Here is a 17478-nt window from a genome sequence, read left to right as displayed (position 1 = left end):
CATCCGAAGGAGGCTTCCTCTTGAAAAATAAAATCACTGACCGGCTTTCCCGGCTATTTCTGATCCTGTTTCTGTTTGTCACCGGGTATATCACCTGGTTTACCTTTACCGACATGCAGCAGGCATCGTTTCTGTCCCAGATGCTGTCCGTTCCCGGGCAGGTCATCGCCATAGGGGCAGGCTCGCTGCTTCTCTTTCTGCTGTTTCTGGCTCTGCTGCCGCTGCTGCGAAAACTGTCCGCAAGGCAGGAACGCCTGCTTCTTCTTGGCGTTCTGGCGGTCATTTTTCTGGGGCAGCTGGTGCTGATTTTCGGCATCCACCAGAGCACGTTCATGTATGACCCCTACCGGGTGTTTGATGAAGCACTGCACATGCAGACCACCCACACCGTCTCAGGCACGGCCATGGAAGGTTACTATGCCATTTATCCCAATAACATCCCCTTCACCCTGCTCATCTACTGGAGCGTCCGGCTGGGCGCCGGGCTTGGGCTTACCGACACCGGGCTCATGGTGCTTCTGCAGATGCTCAACGCCCTGTGCATGGATGCCGCTGTTTTTTTCACCGCTATCCTTTTGAAAAAATACGTCAGCGTTCTTTCCATGCGGCTCTTCCTGGTGATCTGCCTGCTCAATCCGCTGGTCTATCTGTGGCCGGGCTTTGTCTACACCAGCACCGTTTCCATGCCTTTTATCATGGGCGGACTGCTGCTGTTTCTGGAACTGTTTCAGGAAGAAAGACCCTACCGGAAAAATTTTCTGGCGGTTGGTCTTGGCATCGTGCTGGTGCTGGGCTTCCAGATCCGGGCAACCGTGCTCATCACGCTGATCGCAGGAATCATCTATTTCGTTCTTGGGGTACTGCCGCAAACCGCAGACAGGGATTCCATCGGCACAGCACCTGATGCGAAACATACCCCAACATGGAAAAGCACGACCTCCAGCGCTGTTATCCTGCTCCTGTCCATGGCAGTCACCTTCTCTGCCTGGAAGGGCATCCAGAGACAGTACGTGAACTTTGACACTACTGACACCGCCTTTCCCGTTGTCAGCTGGCTGGCCATGGGACTGGAGGGGGACGGCATGTTCAATACCCAGGATTACTATGACACGAAAAATGCCGCCACCGCAGAGGAGAAAAAAGCCGTCAACGAAGAGAAGCTCCGTACCCGGCTGGAAAAGCTGGGCATCCGGGGCTGGCTGGATCTGGCCGGACGCAAGCTTGTCCGCACCTGGGCAGACGGCACCGACGATTATCCGTCCTATTTAAATCAGTACAGCAGCACCGGCAAGCTGCACACCTGGCTGCTGGAGGACAAAAAAGACTTCGTGGTGCTGTTCATGCAGAGCATGCGCTGCTTCCTGTTTTTGTTCACCGCCATCGGCGCTGCCTTTCTCCTGTTCGGAAAAAGGACGCCCACCGGCCCGCTGCTCCTGCTGCAGCTGAACCTCATCGGCGGTTCTTTTTTCCATGTGCTGTGGGAAACGGGCGAGCTGTACAGCCTGTGCTTCTCCTTCCTGCTGTTTGCGCTGGCCGCTGCAGGATTGGAAGAGGCTGGGAAACATTCCACATTTGACAGGGTTGATTATGTAGCAAAGTTCAACGATGATGCACAGGATAGTCATGCAATATCCCAGGGAATCTCCCGCGAATGGATGCCAGTTATTCTTGCTATCCTGCTTCTTCTGGTGACCGCCGCAGGCCTGTTCCGGCACACCGGTGATTTCATCCGGACGCCGGTCAAGCGGCACGATACCCTCATCAGTCAGAAAACGTACACCGATGCGTTCCCGGAAGGGCTCACCGCAGGCAACACCCTGACCCAGACCTTTGTGGCCGACCAGCCCTTTAACCGGGTGGCTGTCCGTGTAAAGAATGTCAACACTGACAAAAAGGACAGCCAGTATCAGATCACCGTTACCGATGACAGCGGCATCTGCTATATGAACAGAACCGTTACCGGTCAGGACGTTTTCGACTACGACTACTTTTATCTGGGACTGGACACCGTAGCCGCCCCGACACAGGCCACCCGGTACAGCATCACCATCACCTGCATCCAGGGAACCGCCGATGACAGCGTGGCTTTCCTGCCCTACGACACCGGCAATCATGACGCCTATGCTCCCGGCGCCCTGTCCCGAAACGGCGAAAAACAGGAACATGCAGACCTGAACTTTATGGTCTACCGCTCCTATGAGGATGTATGGATGCGGCCTGTAGCTTGGGCCGGGATCTGTATTCTGCTGCTGGCGGTGGAGGTTGGAGTCCTGCTGGTTCTGTGGGAACAATACAAAGCCGCCAAAACTGGGATCCATACATAATTTCAGCAGAGCCAATCTGTTCCACTCCCCCCATATCTTTGCCATCAATATGTTCACAGCATAAAAAGAACTCTCTCATCCAGGATCGGGACATTTCCCCGCCGCTGATGAGAGAGTTCTTTTTATCGCTTCCGCATCAGAGATTGGGAAACATCCCACTCTCCAGTACGAAAGCTCTTTTTCAAATCTTACTCTTGCAATTCTTTTTCCGGTGATCCACCATTATTTTCCCTGTCTGCCAGCATTCCCATTATTCTGAGAGCCACTGTCCTGCTGGACAGCCGACTGGTCACTCAGGGTAATCTGTACCGTCTGCTCGGTGTACTCGCCGTTGTCTGCCCGCTTGAAGGTGATGTCCACGGTCTCACCGGCCTCGTAGTAGCTCATGAGCTCCTTCAGGGAAGTCATGGAGCTGACACCGGAACCGTCAAACTTGGTGATGACGTCGCCCTTTTTCAGACCGGCCTTATCGGCTGCGGAACCGTCTACCACGGCTGCCACATAGGCGCCGGTGGGAATCCCCATCTGTTTGGAAATGTCAGAAGTCACATCCACACCGGAAATGCTCAGATAACCGCGTTTATCTTCATCTACAGCCGTTCTCGTTTTCCGATTCATCAGATCATCAATGATGGGCTCTGCTGTGGAAATGGGGATGGCATATCCCATACCTTCTACCTGGCTGGATGCCAGCTTCGCAGAGTTGATGCCGATGACCTGTCCCTGCAGGTTCAGCAGTGCACCGCCACTGTTGCCTGGATTGATGGCTGCATCTGTCTGGATCAGGCTGCTTGTCATGTTCTCGATGGTTACTTCCCGATCCAGTGCACTGATGACACCAGTGGTGACAGACTGTCCATACCCAAGGGCATTCCCGATGGCAATCACAGGTTCTCCGATCTTCAGGCTGTCAGAATCCCCCAGCTGCGCGATGGTGATCTTATCCAATGTCTCTTCCGGAATATCAGACAGGCTGACTGCGATGACCGCCAGATCGTTGGATGGATCCGTGCCCTTTACCAGTGCGCTGGCAACCTCGTTATCAATAAAGCATACATTCAGCTGTTCGCTTCCCTCTACCACATGGTTGTTGGTAGCGATCAGCAGCTCATCGTCATTTTTTCCGATGATGATGCCGGTACCACTGCTCTCACTGGGCTGCGTATACGTACCAAAGAAGCTCTGGATCTCCTGCTCTCCCATGTTGGTGATGGACACCAGGCTGGGCATCGCCGCTTCTGCCACAGCAGATACGTCATACACGGTACTTACGCTGTCACCGGAACCGGACGTTTCAGCCTGACTGCTACCCAGTGCCTTCTCTACCTCATCACTGTCCGTGATGACCTGATCAGAAGAGGCCTCTGAGGTGGTCACTTTCCTGCCAATGTAGCCGGTAACCTGAAAAGCGGCCCCTGCCACCACGCCAAATACCAGTGCCAGGACGATGCAGAGCGCCAGGCTCTTCATGAACTTGTTCTTTCCGCCGTCCTTCTTGTCATGCTTGTCGGAATTGGAACCATTGCTGTAATGGTATTCCCCGTAGCTGTTGTTATTCTCTGTGCCGCCACTGTAACGGGCGGTATCACTGTAATCGTTATACATATCCATTTCTCCTTCCGTCTATCTATCACAATCGCATTTCCTTCTTCTGAAATGCTCCCTTTCCTTAACTTCTCTTAGAGAATACCAGCAAATTGTGTTTAAACTGTGATAAATATTTTAAATAATATTGAAGGAACCAGTTCACTCGTCTGTTTTTACAGGCAGATTTCATGCTTGCATGAAAATCTGTCCTCAAGAACAGACGAAGAGAGCGCCTTGCAATGAGCAAAAATGAGCTGCGAAGCAGCGGAGAACATCGCAGATGTGATTTTGCGAATGGCGCGTGTGAACTGTAGGAATTACGATTACCTTCTCACGTTTCTCTGACCATAGTCTTCCCGCTCTTCTTCTGTCATCTGTGTGTATTCCAGAAAGGTAAGCGTCAGCCGCTCCATCGGTTGCTTACAGTTCGCGCAGTTCATGCCTGTCCGCATGGAACCGATGGTCAGCTTCCCGCATACCGGGCATCCATATACTTTGATCATGTTTCCTCATCCTTATTCTACGGTTACTGATTTCGCCAGGTTTCTCGGCTTATCCACATCCAGCCCCTTGCCCAGAGAAATATAGTAGCTGAACAGCTGCAGCGGAATGATCGCCAGTGTATTCGTAAAGAACCGGTTGGTCTTCGGCACATACACAACAAAATCTGCGATCTTTTCCAGATCCACATTGCCCACGTTGGTCACTGCCATGACGAAAGCACCGCGGGTGCGGACCTCCTGCACATTGCTGATGGTTTTCTTATACAGATCCTCCTGGGTCAGGATGGCTGTCACCAGCGTTCCCTCCTCGATGAGGGCGATGGTGCCATGCTTTAGCTCTCCGCCTGCGTAAGCCTCGGAATGGATATAGGAAATCTCCTTTAATTTGAGAGAGCCCTCCATGGAAATCGCGTAGTCAATGCCGCGGCCAATGAAAAATACATCGCGGGCAGCCAGATACCGGTTGGCAAAGCGCTGCATTTTCTCCTTGCAGCCCAGCGTCAGCTCGATCTGTCCCGGCAGCTCTTTCAGGTCATGGATGTACTCTGCCACCTGGGCATCATCAATGACGCCGCGCACCTGGGCAAACTTTATGGACAGCAGATAGAAGGCCGCCAGCTGGCTGCTGTACGCCTTGGTGGTTGCCACGGAAATCTCCGGCCCTGCCCATGTATACAGCACGTTGTCTGCCTCTCTGGCAATGGAGCTTCCCACCACATTGACAATGCCCAGCACCCGGCTGCCCTGGCTCTTGGCCAGACGAAGCGCCGCCAGTGTATCCGCGGTCTCGCCGGACTGGCTCACCACGATGACCAGCGTCTCCGGTGTCAAGATGGGATTCCGGTAACGGAACTCACTGGCCACGTCCACTTCCACCGGGATGCGTGCCATGCCCTCGAAAATATATTTTGCCGTCATACCTGTGTAGCTGGCGGAACCGCAGGCCACAATGAAAATCTTCTGGATGGCCCGGATATCCTCATCGCTCATACCCAGCTCTTCGATGACGATCTGGTCATCCTTGATTCTGGGATTCAGCGTATCTGCCACAGCTTTCGGCTGCTCATAAATCTCTTTTAACAGGAAATGGTCATAGCCGCCTTTCTCCGCAGCTTCCAGATCCCAGGTAATCTCTGTGGATTCTTTTTCGATCTCTTCACCGTCAATATTATAAAAATGAAGGGCGTCTGCAGTCAGCTCCACGATCTCCTCGTTTTCAATGAAATACACCGTTCTTGTGCGGTGTAAAATGGCAGGCACATCCGAGGCGATATAATTGCCGTTGGTTCCTTTTCCCACAATCAGCGGGCAGTCCTTCCGGGCCGCATATATCTGATCCGGATGATCCTTGAACAGGATGCCCAGCGCATAGGAGCCCTCCACCCGATGCATCATCCTGGTGATCGCTTCCAGCGGATCCCCTTTATAATAGTAATCCAGCAGGTGCGCCACCACCTCTGAGTCTGTATCAGACACAAATGTATATCCCTTGCTTTCCAGAAGCTTCTTCAGCTTCATAAAGTTCTCGATAATCCCGTTATGTACAACAGCGATAGACGCATCCCTGTTAAAATGCGGATGGGCATTGGTATTGGACGGCACCCCGTGGGTGGCCCAACGGGTATGGCCGATGCCTGCTCTGCCCGGCAGCAGATGACCGCCCTGGGTCAGGGCATCCAGCACCTTCAGCCGTCCCATGGCCTTGGCTGCCTTGATTTCTCCGTTATTGTATACAGCGATACCCGCCGAATCATATCCGCGGTATTCCAGCTTGGACAGTCCGTCCAGAAGGATCGGCGCTGCCTGCTCTTCTCCGATGTAACCTACAATTCCACACATAATCCTTTCCTCCAATCAACTCTATTGTTTTTCCCAGTAGGACGGACTCATGGTACACATTCTGATCATCCATCCCGGTAATCTGCGATATTGCTTTCCCAGGCGATAGCCCAGGAACTTCCAGCCGCTTTTCCACACCAGCTCCACAAGGATCCACGGTTTTCCTTCTTTCAGAAAATGCCGGGCCGTCTCCTTCACCAGCCGGATGCCCTCTGTCTCCGAACGGATCCCCTCAAAGATCTCCGGGTGATCCGCTTGGGACACTGCCAGGTCAAAGTTCCGATGGAACTGCATCAGTCCCGTGTAATTGTGGGAGTGGATGACCCGGGCATCCGCCGCATAAGCAACTGTCTTTCCTGATTTTATCATATTTCCGGCAAGAATCATATCCTCATTGAAAATTGTTTTCCGGATAAATCCGCCGAAAGCGTCATAATCTTTTCTGAGATAAGCGGCACACACATCCGAACAGAAAAAGGTCTTGATGCCAAGCCTTGGCAGATCCGCCGCCGTCTTATAACAGCTCTCCACCGGATAATTGAACTGCCTCGTATACCGCTCCAGCTCCCGGCAATCCGGCGCCGCCAGCTGTCTGCCATAAGAAATGCTGGCTTTTCCCTCTTCGATGGGCCGGATCAGATGCTCGATGAGATATTTGTCTTTGGGCAGGGCATCCTGGGTCATGAAGATCAAAATATCTGCCTGGGACCAGGCAGTGGCCTCATGCCTCGTTTTTCCGTGGTCAAATTCCTCCTTCGTCAGATGGTGCACCTCAATATGGGAAATACCATCCATCACGGAAGGATCGAAATAGCGCTCCTCCGTGTTCATGAGAACGATCTTCGTGGGCTTCACCGTCTGGGCCTCCAGCCGCCGAAGGCTCTCCTTTAACCGTGCATCCGGCCGATACACCGGAATGATCACATCTGCTGTCATTTGGTTTCCTCCCCGGGCACGTATGTATTTCCATAGTAGGGATCCTCCATGGAGGGCTCCACGCCAGTTTCCACGTAGCTTCCGGCGTTGGTGCCCGCTTCCTCCCCGATGAAATTGTAGCCCTCCTGGGTGTAATGCACCCGGTCCTGCATCATGCCCCTGTCATTCAATGTCACCGCCTGGGTGGAGACGAGAACAAAATCTTCCGATGTCCGACAAAGTTCGGTCTGCGCCTCGATCACATGGTCGATGCCTTCCGAATCCCGCTCCAGATCCAGACCGATGCGGATGACAAAGCATTTCTCCACACCCAGTATTTTAAAATTGTCAAACAGCTCGGTCAATTTTTCCTCATAGTCCTCCGGTGTCTTCTTTGCGCTGGTGTCACTCTCTCCCTGAAGCCACACCATATAAATATGCCGGATCTTATAGGACGGATCTGCGTTCAGATATTTCAGGCAGGCGTCCAGCCGCTGACCTGCGTCCAGAAACAGGCCGTTCTCCTTGAGCCACGTATGCATCTTGGAGCTTCCCCGGGAAGCGGACACCGCCACCACCGGCGTCCGGGTCTGGGCATAATAGCTGTTCACAAAGGCTGACACCAGAGAACCGGTGCGCTCCAGCAGCCCCCGGTCATCACACATGCCCGGATTGTGTTCGTTTTCACCAAAGGGCTCCGCCAGCGGATACAATCTGGTGGGATCGGTGATGGCCCGGAATTCATAGCCCACACCTTCCGGTACCACAGGTGCCAGAGAAGCGTCCCCCACACCGCTCATATTGCTCTGACCGGCAAACAGGATCACATCCACCTCGGTCCGCGCGGTTTTCTGCAGCACCCCCACAGCCACCAGCAACACCACAAACACTGCCGTCACCACACAGCTGCCTATTTTATTCCACTCCGGTCTTTTCATATCACACGATCCCCTTATCTTTCATCTGATAAATGCGGCAGCCACCCATCTCGCCATCTGTCATTCTCACGGCATTGCCCGGCCTGCATTTCGCAAGAAAGGCGTATCTGTCTTCCCCGTTGACAAACACGCCTTCTCTCATCTATCTTGGTTTGTTCTACTGTTCCTTGGCAGTTACGCCTGTATCATTGGTGATCTTTGCACTAATCTCCTTTACCTTATCGGACACAGTGTAGTTCTCATCGCTGCCAAACAGGAAGGTATGGAGCTGCTCCACATTGGATACCAGGTCAGCTGCCACAACACAGGAGCCCTTACTTCCAAATGTTCCCGTCGTCTTGTCAAACGGGAATCCGCTGCTGTCCACAATGTTGTAGGAAAGCAGATCCGTTGTCATACTCAGCACATCGTCCACCTTCAGGTTCGTTGCCACCTGTGGGAACATGTCCGTGATGATCTTGTTGATGGTTGCCAGGTCACCGGACTGTGCTTTCTCTTTAGCCTTCTCTACGATCTTCGCGATTACGGTACGCTGCCGCTCCGCACGTTTGAAATCATCACCCTTGGTGTAACGGATCCGGCAATAGGATACCGCCTGGATTCCATCCAGATTGTATGTTCCGGGTCCCGGCAGCTTTGTGGTCGTTCTGCCAACCACCTCAGAGGTCTCTACGGTATAGTTGTTCAGATGCTCATACTCTGCTTCGTTGACCTCCATCTCAATCCCGCCCAGCGCATCTACCGCATTGGCAATGGCCGTAAAGTCCACAGACACATATTTGCTGATGTTCAGATCCAGGTTCAGGTTCAGCATGTTGATGGCCTGATCCGGGCCGCCGAACGCATAAGCCGAATTGGCCTTATTGTAATTGCCATTGGTCAGATTCAGGTATGTGTCACGATAAATGGAACAGAGCTTGACTTCTTTTGTCTCATTGTTGATGCTGGCAATGATGATCGTATCGGAACGGCTTCCCTTGCCGAGGATACCCGTCCGGGAGTCCACGCCGAACAGCGCGATATTCGTAAACTTCTCCAGCTTCTGCGTCGTCTCCGCGCTCAGGTTCTGGTTCTCCTGCACTGTTACCTGGGACAGATCCTCCGTATCCTCACTGCTGGCTGCAGATGCCAGATCCTGTCCCTGCATACGATCCATCTTGGACACCACATAAAGGACGCCCACCAGGCAGACAAGCACCAGTGCCTCTGCTGCAAAGAGCAGGATCCTCCTGCGCTTTCTCGCCGCCGCACGCTTTCCTTTATGATGTCTTCCGGAAGTGCTTCGGCTCCGTGTCCGCGATGCAGATGACTTTGCACCCGTGGAACGGCTGCTTCTGGACGAGCCGCTTCTGGATGTGCTGCTCTTCTTCGTCCGGCCGCTTGCCGATGAACTGCTTCTTCTCCTTGTATCCTGTGCCATAGCTACATTTCCTCTCACTTTCGATTCTGTAAAATCAATAGGCGTTCTTGTTGATAAAGCCCTTGAAGATCGTCAGGAACAAAATCTTAATGTCCAGTCCTACCGACCAGTTCTCTATATAATAAAGATCATAATCAATCCTTCTGCGGATCGATGTATTCCCTCTATATCCATTGATCTGCGCCCATCCGGTCATCCCCGGACGAACCTGATGCTTGATCATATACCGCGGGATCTCCTCCCGGAACTTCTCCACGAAAAGTGGACGCTCCGGACGTGGCCCTACCAGACTCATATCCCCCTTGAGCACATTGAACAGCTGAGGCAGCTCATCAATGCTCGTCATGCGGATGATCTTTCCCACAGGCGTCACCCGCGGATCCCCCGGCACCGTCCAAGCCTTCTTCTCTTCCTTGGGGTTCTGTACACCCATGGAACGGAACTTATACATCTGGAATGGCCGGTTGTGAAGCCCCACCCGCTCCTGCTTGTAGATCAGCGGGCCCGGCGAGCTTGCCTTGACCGCAATGGCCGTCACCAGCATCACCGGCGAAAACAGTACAATACACACAAGGGAACCCACGATATCCATAATCCGCTTCACGATGCTGTTAAATGTATTGGTCAGCGGCACGTACCGGATGTTGATGACCGGCAGTCCCAGAAGGTCCTCTGTATAAGGCTTCGTCGGTATGATATTGTTGTAATCCGGGATAAACTTGGTGTGTACACCGGATTTTTCACACAATGCCACAATGTGCTCCAGCTTGGAATATTCATCCAGGCCCAGCGTAATGGCAATCTCATCCAGCCCGTTCTCCGGCAGGATGATGAACAGATTCTCAATCCTGCCCAGCACCTTGACGCCCCGGTACTCGGTTCCGCTCTCCACATTGTCATCCAGGATGCCCCGGACCACATATCCCCACTGGGGATTGGCGCGGATACGGTCAATGTACTCCTCCGCCGCCCGGCTGTAGCCGACCAGCAGAATCTGCTTGATATTGAATCCCTTCTTGCGGATATCCCGCAGAAACATCCGGATCGCGTTTCTGACCAGCGTCTCCAGCACAATATTCACGCCGAAGAAAATACCGATCATACCACGGGAAAAATCATCCAGATGCATGCCGAACAGCACCACGATAAAAACCATGACACCGATGCCGTTGGCCTTCATAATATTAGAAAATTCCAGTCTTCTGCCCTGTACACGCTTGGGCGTATACATATTGAAAGCAAAATACAGGATCAGATAACCCGGCACGATCGCCGCCAGATAGGTCGCATAACTCTCAAAATCCCAGTGCGGCCCGTTGATAAACAACCCGCTGGAAAACTTGATCCAGTAAGCGGCTGCATAGGCAATAACAATCACAAATGCATCTATCAAGACGTGCAGGCGATTCAAAAACTTCTGATTATCACGAATCAATCGTTATCACCCAACTTCTGTATACTCTCACCATGAATTTCCGCAGAACTTCATACGGTATATCATACAATAAAATGCGGCAAAGGGCAACAGACTTTTCGCAATAATTATTTAATATTTTATTAATATCTCGTAACAGTTCACTCGTACATACATGAAGGAGGATTTCATGCTCGCATGAAAATCCGACTTTGTGGATGTACGAAGGGAGCGCCCGCTGATGAGCAAAAATGAGCTGCCATTACTTCTTTTATCCTGCTACCCTACGTATAGTATTGACCCATAATTCTAATTGAATTCTAACATGGTTGCCTAGATAATTCCAATTAAATTTTTCTTTCGAATACTTTACACTGAGCAAAATCCCGTTCTTGATCCCGGCCGCATACTCCCGTCCCATGCCCTTATGCAGGAAAAACAGGAACTTGATGCCAAATCCCACCGCCAGAAACGGCAGGTTCAGCAAAAGCTGAAACAGTGGCATATTTTTGTAGATCAGGTAGACACTGTTGCGGGAGGCATAACGCACCTTGAACTCATTATACCGGGAACCGCTGGTGCCGCTGCCCGCGTGATACACCTGGGCGCTGGGGAAAAACATATTCACATAGCCGTGGCGTCTTGCCCGGTAGCCGATGTCCACATCCTCCAGATAGGCGAAATGTTCTTCGTCAAACAGACCGATCTCCTCCAGGATGGATTTCCGGTAAATGGCCGCGCCGCCGCAGCTGGCAAAAATCTCTTCCGCCTTCGTGTAGCGCTCCACCGGCTTTCCCCTTGCCTCTGGCATAGGCCCATCCCAGTGCACAGTAGTAATTTCCCGCATCGTCTAACTTTGTTTTATCATGCAGTTGTATCATTTTGGCCGCACCGGAAAAAATCCGATCCGAAACCTGAATGCCCCGGTACAGCTCGTACACAAAGCCTTTTCGCACCTCGGTGTCATTGTTCAGCAGGATCACAAAAGGCGCCTGCGACGCCCGGATGCCCGCATTCACCGCTCCACAGAAACCGTAATTGTCATCCAGGGCGATGACGCGCACCTGGGGAAATTTTTCTTCCACCAGCTCACGGCTGCCATCCTTCGACCCGTTGTCCACCACCAGGATCTCCGTCTCCGGTTCTCCCTCCACCCGCTGCTTCTCCAGCGCACGCAGACAGTTTTCCATATATTTCATTCCATTGTAATTGGGAATTACAATCGAAACATCCATTCTTTTTGCCCCTCTGTTGTTATTTTTCTCCGTCTCCGGGAAATCCGGCCTCACCGGCACACCCAGCCGCCTCTCTCCAGGGAAAGATTGCTGTTGTACGCCTGGTCACAGGCATCCAGTGCTTCGGCCCATCGTTCCTGGTGCACCACCAGATAATCTGCGTATCCCGGTACTTCCCGCTCAGCCCCCCGCAGCTCCAGCACCGCAAAGGGTGTGTAAATATTGCGCAGGCCCAGAAGCTGTGTTTTCAGGCAGAGCTCAATGTTCCAGCCCTCCCGGTCCAGTTCCTGCAGATTCCAGCTTTCCGCCGACGCTTCTTCCAGGCCCGGCACAGAACCGTTCAGCTTCCGTCCGGCCAGTAATTTTGCCAGCACTTCCTCCCGGATAAGCAGGCACTCCCCGGTCACCACGGTGAAATCCTGCTGCAGGCCGATCTTATGCATATATCCGTAAAAGCCGCTGCGCGTTCCCTTAAACGGACACGCCGCCGCCAGCCCGAACATGCCGGTCACCTCCCCTGCATGGAGCAGGTGGTGTTTTTCATCATAAATCCTTCCGGTGACGCAGCCCGCATCCGTCCGCAGGCCATGGGAAACCAGCTCCCGCAGCCAGCCCCGGTTCATCGGGTAGACCGATGGATTTAAAAACAGAACAAATCCCTCCGGCTCCCGGCTGCCCGCAGCCAGCGCCTCGATCAGACCTTCCGCCTCCCGGCCCACACATACGTGAAAATCCGGATACGCCGTGGCCGCCTGCAGTCTCGCTTCCAGCCATCTTCGCTCAGCGTGAGAAAACTCACCCGGAATGACGGCCTGCACCCGGGGTGTCTTCGGCAGCGCATACCGCACCCGGTAAAAGCCCGGATTGTCGGTGTAAGCCACCAGCCCCCGCACATGACACCGTTCCAGATGGGCTTCTACGGCCCGTTTCCCGGCCTCGTAGGCGTAGCGCTTGCTGTCCGGATTGGCCGCCGTAGATGCCGGATGGCACCGCCAGTGGTAGAGGATCCGGGATACATGGCCGATCTTTCCTGCCAGTTCCGTACAACGCAGGATGAAATCATAATCCTGGGCACCGTCATAGGCCCGCCGGAATCCGCCGGTTTTCCGTGCCAGCACCGTGCGCACGCAAAACAGATGACAGATATAATTGTTGCTCCGCAGCAGATCCAGATTAAAATCCGGTTTAAAATGAGGCTGAAAATGCTGTTTTCCCTCGAAATCCACCTTGTCCTCATCGCTGTACACCGCATCCAGGGCCGGATCCTTTCGAAGCACCGCTGCCAGCTCATACAGGGCATCCGGTGCCAGCAGATCATCATGATCCAGCAGGCAGACAAATTCCCCTTCTGCCATCTGCAGCGCCGCATTGGTGTTTCCCGAAATGCCGCCGTTGGCCGGAAGATGGGCGTACCGCACCCGGGCATCCTTTTCGGCATATTCCCGGATCACAGTTTCCGCCGCCGTATCGTCTCCGCTGCCGTCCGCCAGACAAAGCTCCAGATGCGGATAGCTCTGCTGCAACACAGATTCGATCATTTCCCGCAGAAACCGTTCCGGCGTCCGGTATATGGGCACCAGCACGGAGATCAGCGGTCCTTCCTGATTTTCACTTTCTTTTCTCTGCCGCTCCAGTTTTCCCTGAGACGGCAAATGGGCAGAAAGCCAGCGTTCATAGCCAGCCTCTGCCTTTCTGATTTTCTCATGCTCCAGCGTCTTTCTCACCAGACGGCCGGTGCCATATTCTTTTCCATACGCAGTTGCACGTGCGATCAGATCCTTCCCTTTCATAATCAGAAGGTCACCTCGCCGTCATGAGCCAGCAGGGAAACATACTCCACGCCGCTCACTGCGCTCACCTCTTCCACCAGTTTCTTCTCTTCCTTTACCCGAAGCTCCAGGATCATATCCTCTCTTCCATTGGAAATGTTTCTGGATTTCACCCGGCACAGATGGCTGTATTTCTTCACAGCCTCCATCACCGCGTCCTCCGCTGCGGTACTGGAAGCGTTCACCACCAGAAGCATAGGAGCCTTTGCCACCGGCAGAAGATCCAGGCCCAGAATGCACACTGTCACGATGACAGATGTGATAACAGCCACCTCATACAGGCCGCCGCCGCAGATGATGCCGATACTGATGGACCAGAACAGGAAGATCAGGTCCATGGGATCCTTGATGGCAGTACGGAAACGCACGATGGAAAGTGCACCGACCATACCAAGGGAGATGACCAGATTGGACTGCATGGCCAGGATGATACTGGCGGTGATGATGGCAATGGCTGCCAGTGAAATGTTAAAGGTCTTGGAGTAGAACGTCTTTCTCGTCACTACCCGGTAAATGCAGAAAATGTACAGGGACAGAATGACTACCATAGCCAGTGTCGCCAGTATTTTGGACGTACTGATGTCCATTGCCGTAAAGCCTTCCAGAAATGATTTCTTAAAAATGTCTTTAAAACTCATGTTCTTTTCCCTCTCTTCTCAAAAAGTATTTATCCAAACCGTCTGCACAGATAAAATTTGGAAAAACTCGTCTGCCGCAGCGTTCCCAGTTCCAAAGATGTCTTGATATAATCCGGCAGAAACTCATCATATTTTACTTCCAAAATGTGACTGCCCTTCTCCATCACCGGCCGCTTGGGGATCACCGGCTCCAGAAACTGATCCAGCTGCCGGGAAGCCGAAATGTTCTTGTCCATGGTGATACGGACATTGCCGTCTTTGCACACATAAGGCACCCGGTCATAATCCACAATGATCACCGGCCGCAGCAGCCTTGTCCGCATCTGCAATAAAAGCTTCTGCAAAAGCGGCGGGTAATCCGGCCGCATGGGCAGCGGCACGCCCTTCATCAGCGTCCGGCACTGCTCCTCCGTCAGCGGACAGGACAGCTTCAGCGTCTTGTTGCGCTCCTTCTTTTTCAGCTCCAGCGTGATCTTCGACGCACTGCCGTTATAAATCCGGATGCGGAATTTTTCTCTCGGATCGCTGCCGGACTCGTTTTCATCATAACATCTGCCGTCATAATCGTCAAAATACAGACTTCGAATACTGTAGATTCCTTTTTCCTTTACATGCGAATCCAGCGAGATCAGATGATCCAGCCGCCCTTTCACCAGCGCCAGCTCCATCTCCGAGCTCACATATTTCAGCTCATGGCGGTATTTTACCTTTGCCTCATCCATCGTCTTCTCACTCCCAATTTTTCAGTCCGGCTTCGATATCACTCATAAACGCATCCAGCCAGGCCAGCCGTTTCTGCGTGTACGCAGACAGCGACGCATAATCGCCCTCATGATTACCCTCCGGCCAGCGTGCCCGGTCCCGCTCAAACGCACCGGAATCCACCACCGTATGCTGTAAATTCTCCAGCTCCCGGGCAAACCATTCATCCGTCAGCACCGTTTCCCGAAGCGATGCATACCGCTCCTGGGCAAGGGTTCTGGCCCCGGCGGCATCGGTTTTCATCAGCCGGTTGCCCGGCTCCCACCAGATATAATTTTCATACAGGTAGGATTCATATTTCGTTCCCCAGGGAAAATCCGGATCCGACGTGTACCCGAAGGTCAGATCCATATCCCAGGGAGCAAAATAAAACCGGTAAGCCCCATTTTCCACCCGGGCAATATAATACACATTCTTCGCCAGCTGATCGTACCCGGTGATCAGATTGGCAAAAATCCAGAAATCCACGGTATTTTCAATGTTTACGTAGGTTTCTGCCTCCTGCGCAAATGCCTGGTCGCTGTCCTGTTCCTGCCAGGCGATGAGCGCCCGCAGTGGCTCCCAGTCCGCCAGGGAAATGCTCTCCCGGCTTCCTTTCAGCTCAAATCCGGCCCGTATGGTCGTATCCGACTCCTCCTCAAAATTCGAAAGAGACAGATCCGAGGGCTGTTTCCTCTTATATATATATTCCGACAAATGCAGCCCGTTATCCTTCTTCAGGTTCACCTGTTTGGCATCCACCGGCTCCATCAGTCCGTATATTCCATAGTAAGCGCCGTCCCAGACCACCTCCACATAGGTCAGGTCTGTGCCCAGCTTTCCTTTAAAATCATTGTTATCCGCCCCGTAGGCATTCCAGATGTCAATGCTCAGTTTATCCCGGATCTTCGTCCCGTCATTGTACATGGCGTACAGGATCCAGTCATCATCCTTACGCATGCCCAGAAGTTTCTGCTTGTTGGCCGTCTCCCCGCCGGAAGCCGTCTGCTTCACCAGCTGCAGCCGATAGCCCTTCTTCGGGTAGGTGCGGCTCGTGTTGCCCCGGACATGCATCCGCGCATCCGACTCCACCACGCCCTCTGCACTGTCCGTGGACAGCACCCGGATGTGATAGCGGCCTTCCCCGTCTTCCTCCGCCGGTGCCTCTGTCGTCGTGATCTCAATCACCGGAAGGCCGGTGATCACCAGCGCATACTGCCGGTACGTGTTGCCCGATACCGCCAGAAACGGGATTTCCGTCCCGTTGGCCATCAATTCTTCCTTGCTCTGGGCTTCCACATCCGAAAGGAAGGTGATCTCACACCCCTTCGTGCCCGATGTGATCGCCCCCTGCTCCCAGTCCGGATCATCCATGGACAGCGGCAGGTAAAAAATCCCCTTTTCGGCATCAAAAGGAAGTTCTTTCCCATTATAGCGAAGAACTTCCAAAATGTCTTTATCCGTAACTATAAAATTTTTGTTAATTTTATGAATCGCTTTATCAGAAAAGCGGGGAAACATCTGCGCCGCCGTGTGCTGAGACAGGAAAAAAACGGCCACCAGCAGAAGAAGCACCAGATTCATACCAAAAAAGAGCTTTTTTTTCATATAGATTCCTAACGTTTAATGATCCCTATATTCACATCCCACTTTTATGCTCATATTGGTATCATGATTTCTTCTCAATAAACAGTTTTCTCGTGATAAAGTTGTAAACCATCACGATGGCTGTGGCGCCGATCTTACTGATCATATAGAAAATACCCAGCAGATCCACTGCCACCCACATGACGATCTGGTTGATGATCAGACCGCCGATGCTGAAAAACAGAAACACCAGGAACTGTTTCACCTTGTTGGCATCCCTGTCGGCATCAAACACAAACTTGATGCTCAAAATGTAATTCACGATCACGGAAACCGAGAAGGAACAACCGCTGGAAATCAGGTAATTGATCTTCAGTGCCTCCGTCAGGAACACCATGATCCCGTAATCAATAAAGAAACATAAAAATCCCACAAAGCCAAACTTGATGATCTGGCTGATTAATTTTTTCATATTTGTTCTCCGTTTGTTTTATCGTTTGCTTCCGCC

Annotated in this window: 16 protein-coding genes; 1 reads left to right on the top strand and 15 read right to left on the bottom strand. The window is 52.6% G+C overall.

The genetic code is table 11. The features are described from left to right. The first annotated feature begins 20 nt into the window (after positions 1–20). Positions 21–2324, top strand: a complete 2304-nt coding sequence (locus RJD28_04305; GenBank protein WNV58753.1) for a hypothetical protein — start codon at positions 21–23, stop codon at positions 2322–2324. A 222-nt stretch (positions 2325–2546) separates the two neighbouring features. On the opposite strand, the gene RJD28_04300 is transcribed toward RJD28_04305, so the two are convergent. The 15 genes from RJD28_04300 to RJD28_04230 all read right to left on the bottom strand — a co-directional run bounded on the left by RJD28_04300 (position 2547) and on the right by RJD28_04230 (position 17442). Beyond that, entirely contained in the window at positions 2547–3929 is a 1383-nt protein-coding gene (locus RJD28_04300; GenBank protein ID WNV58752.1) for a trypsin-like peptidase domain-containing protein, read from the bottom strand. Positions 3930–4234: 305 nt separating this feature from the next. After that, the gene (locus tag RJD28_04295) at positions 4235–4414 is read right to left on the bottom strand and encodes a DNA-directed RNA polymerase subunit M (protein WNV58751.1); all 180 of its coding nucleotides are present in this window, start codon (positions 4412–4414) and stop codon (positions 4235–4237) included. A gap of 12 nt (positions 4415–4426) precedes the next feature. Beyond that, a complete protein-coding gene (glmS, locus tag RJD28_04290; GenBank protein ID WNV58750.1) occupies positions 4427–6253 on the bottom strand; it encodes a glutamine--fructose-6-phosphate transaminase (isomerizing) in 1827 nt (608 codons plus the stop codon). Between the two features lie 21 nt (positions 6254–6274). Next, entirely contained in the window at positions 6275–7189 is a 915-nt protein-coding gene (locus tag RJD28_04285; protein WNV58749.1) for a glycosyltransferase, read from the bottom strand. Then, the gene (locus tag RJD28_04280; protein ID WNV58748.1) at positions 7186–8106 is read right to left on the bottom strand and encodes a sialate O-acetylesterase; all 921 of its coding nucleotides are present in this window, start codon (positions 8104–8106) and stop codon (positions 7186–7188) included. The genes RJD28_04285 and RJD28_04280 overlap by 4 nt, the downstream gene beginning before the upstream one ends. A 1-nt stretch (position 8107) precedes the next feature. After that, a complete protein-coding gene (locus tag RJD28_04275) occupies positions 8108–8248 on the bottom strand; it encodes a hypothetical protein (protein ID WNV58747.1) in 141 nt (46 codons plus the stop codon). A gap of 15 nt (positions 8249–8263) precedes the next feature. Next, on the bottom strand, positions 8264–9526 hold the full coding sequence (locus RJD28_04270; protein WNV58746.1) for an LCP family protein: 1263 nt from the start codon (positions 9524–9526) through the stop codon (positions 8264–8266). A gap of 34 nt (positions 9527–9560) precedes the next feature. After that, positions 9561–10961: an undecaprenyl-phosphate glucose phosphotransferase gene (locus RJD28_04265; GenBank protein ID WNV58745.1), complete on the bottom strand. Its 1401-nt coding sequence runs from the start codon at positions 10959–10961 to the stop codon at positions 9561–9563. 250 nt (positions 10962–11211) lie between these two features. Next, positions 11212–11751 (bottom strand): glycosyltransferase family 2 protein, encoded by a 540-nt coding sequence (locus tag RJD28_04260; GenBank protein ID WNV59559.1) that lies wholly within the window; start codon positions 11749–11751, stop codon positions 11212–11214. Then, positions 11633–12175 (bottom strand): glycosyltransferase, encoded by a 543-nt coding sequence (locus RJD28_04255; GenBank protein WNV58744.1) that lies wholly within the window; start codon positions 12173–12175, stop codon positions 11633–11635. The genes RJD28_04260 and RJD28_04255 overlap by 119 nt, the downstream gene beginning before the upstream one ends. A gap of 50 nt (positions 12176–12225) precedes the next feature. Then, a complete protein-coding gene (locus RJD28_04250; protein WNV58743.1) occupies positions 12226–13965 on the bottom strand; it encodes a glycosyltransferase in 1740 nt (579 codons plus the stop codon). Positions 13966–13967: 2 nt separating this feature from the next. Continuing rightward, a complete protein-coding gene (locus tag RJD28_04245) occupies positions 13968–14642 on the bottom strand; it encodes a DUF4956 domain-containing protein (GenBank protein WNV58742.1) in 675 nt (224 codons plus the stop codon). 29 nt (positions 14643–14671) lie between these two features. Then, a complete protein-coding gene (locus RJD28_04240) occupies positions 14672–15364 on the bottom strand; it encodes a polyphosphate polymerase domain-containing protein (GenBank protein ID WNV58741.1) in 693 nt (230 codons plus the stop codon). 7 nt (positions 15365–15371) lie between these two features. Next, positions 15372–16991 (bottom strand): CotH kinase family protein, encoded by a 1620-nt coding sequence (locus RJD28_04235; protein WNV58740.1) that lies wholly within the window; start codon positions 16989–16991, stop codon positions 15372–15374. A 61-nt stretch (positions 16992–17052) separates the two neighbouring features. Continuing rightward, positions 17053–17442: a GtrA family protein gene (locus tag RJD28_04230; protein WNV58739.1), complete on the bottom strand. Its 390-nt coding sequence runs from the start codon at positions 17440–17442 to the stop codon at positions 17053–17055. Between the last annotated feature and the right edge of the window lie 36 nt (positions 17443–17478).

This window comes from Oscillospiraceae bacterium NTUH-002-81 (genome assembly GCA_032620915.1).
GTDB lineage: Bacteria > Bacillota > Clostridia > Lachnospirales > Lachnospiraceae > JAGTTR01.
The sequence above is the reverse complement of the archived record's forward strand: the minus strand, read 5'-3'. Positions and strand labels throughout refer to the sequence as shown.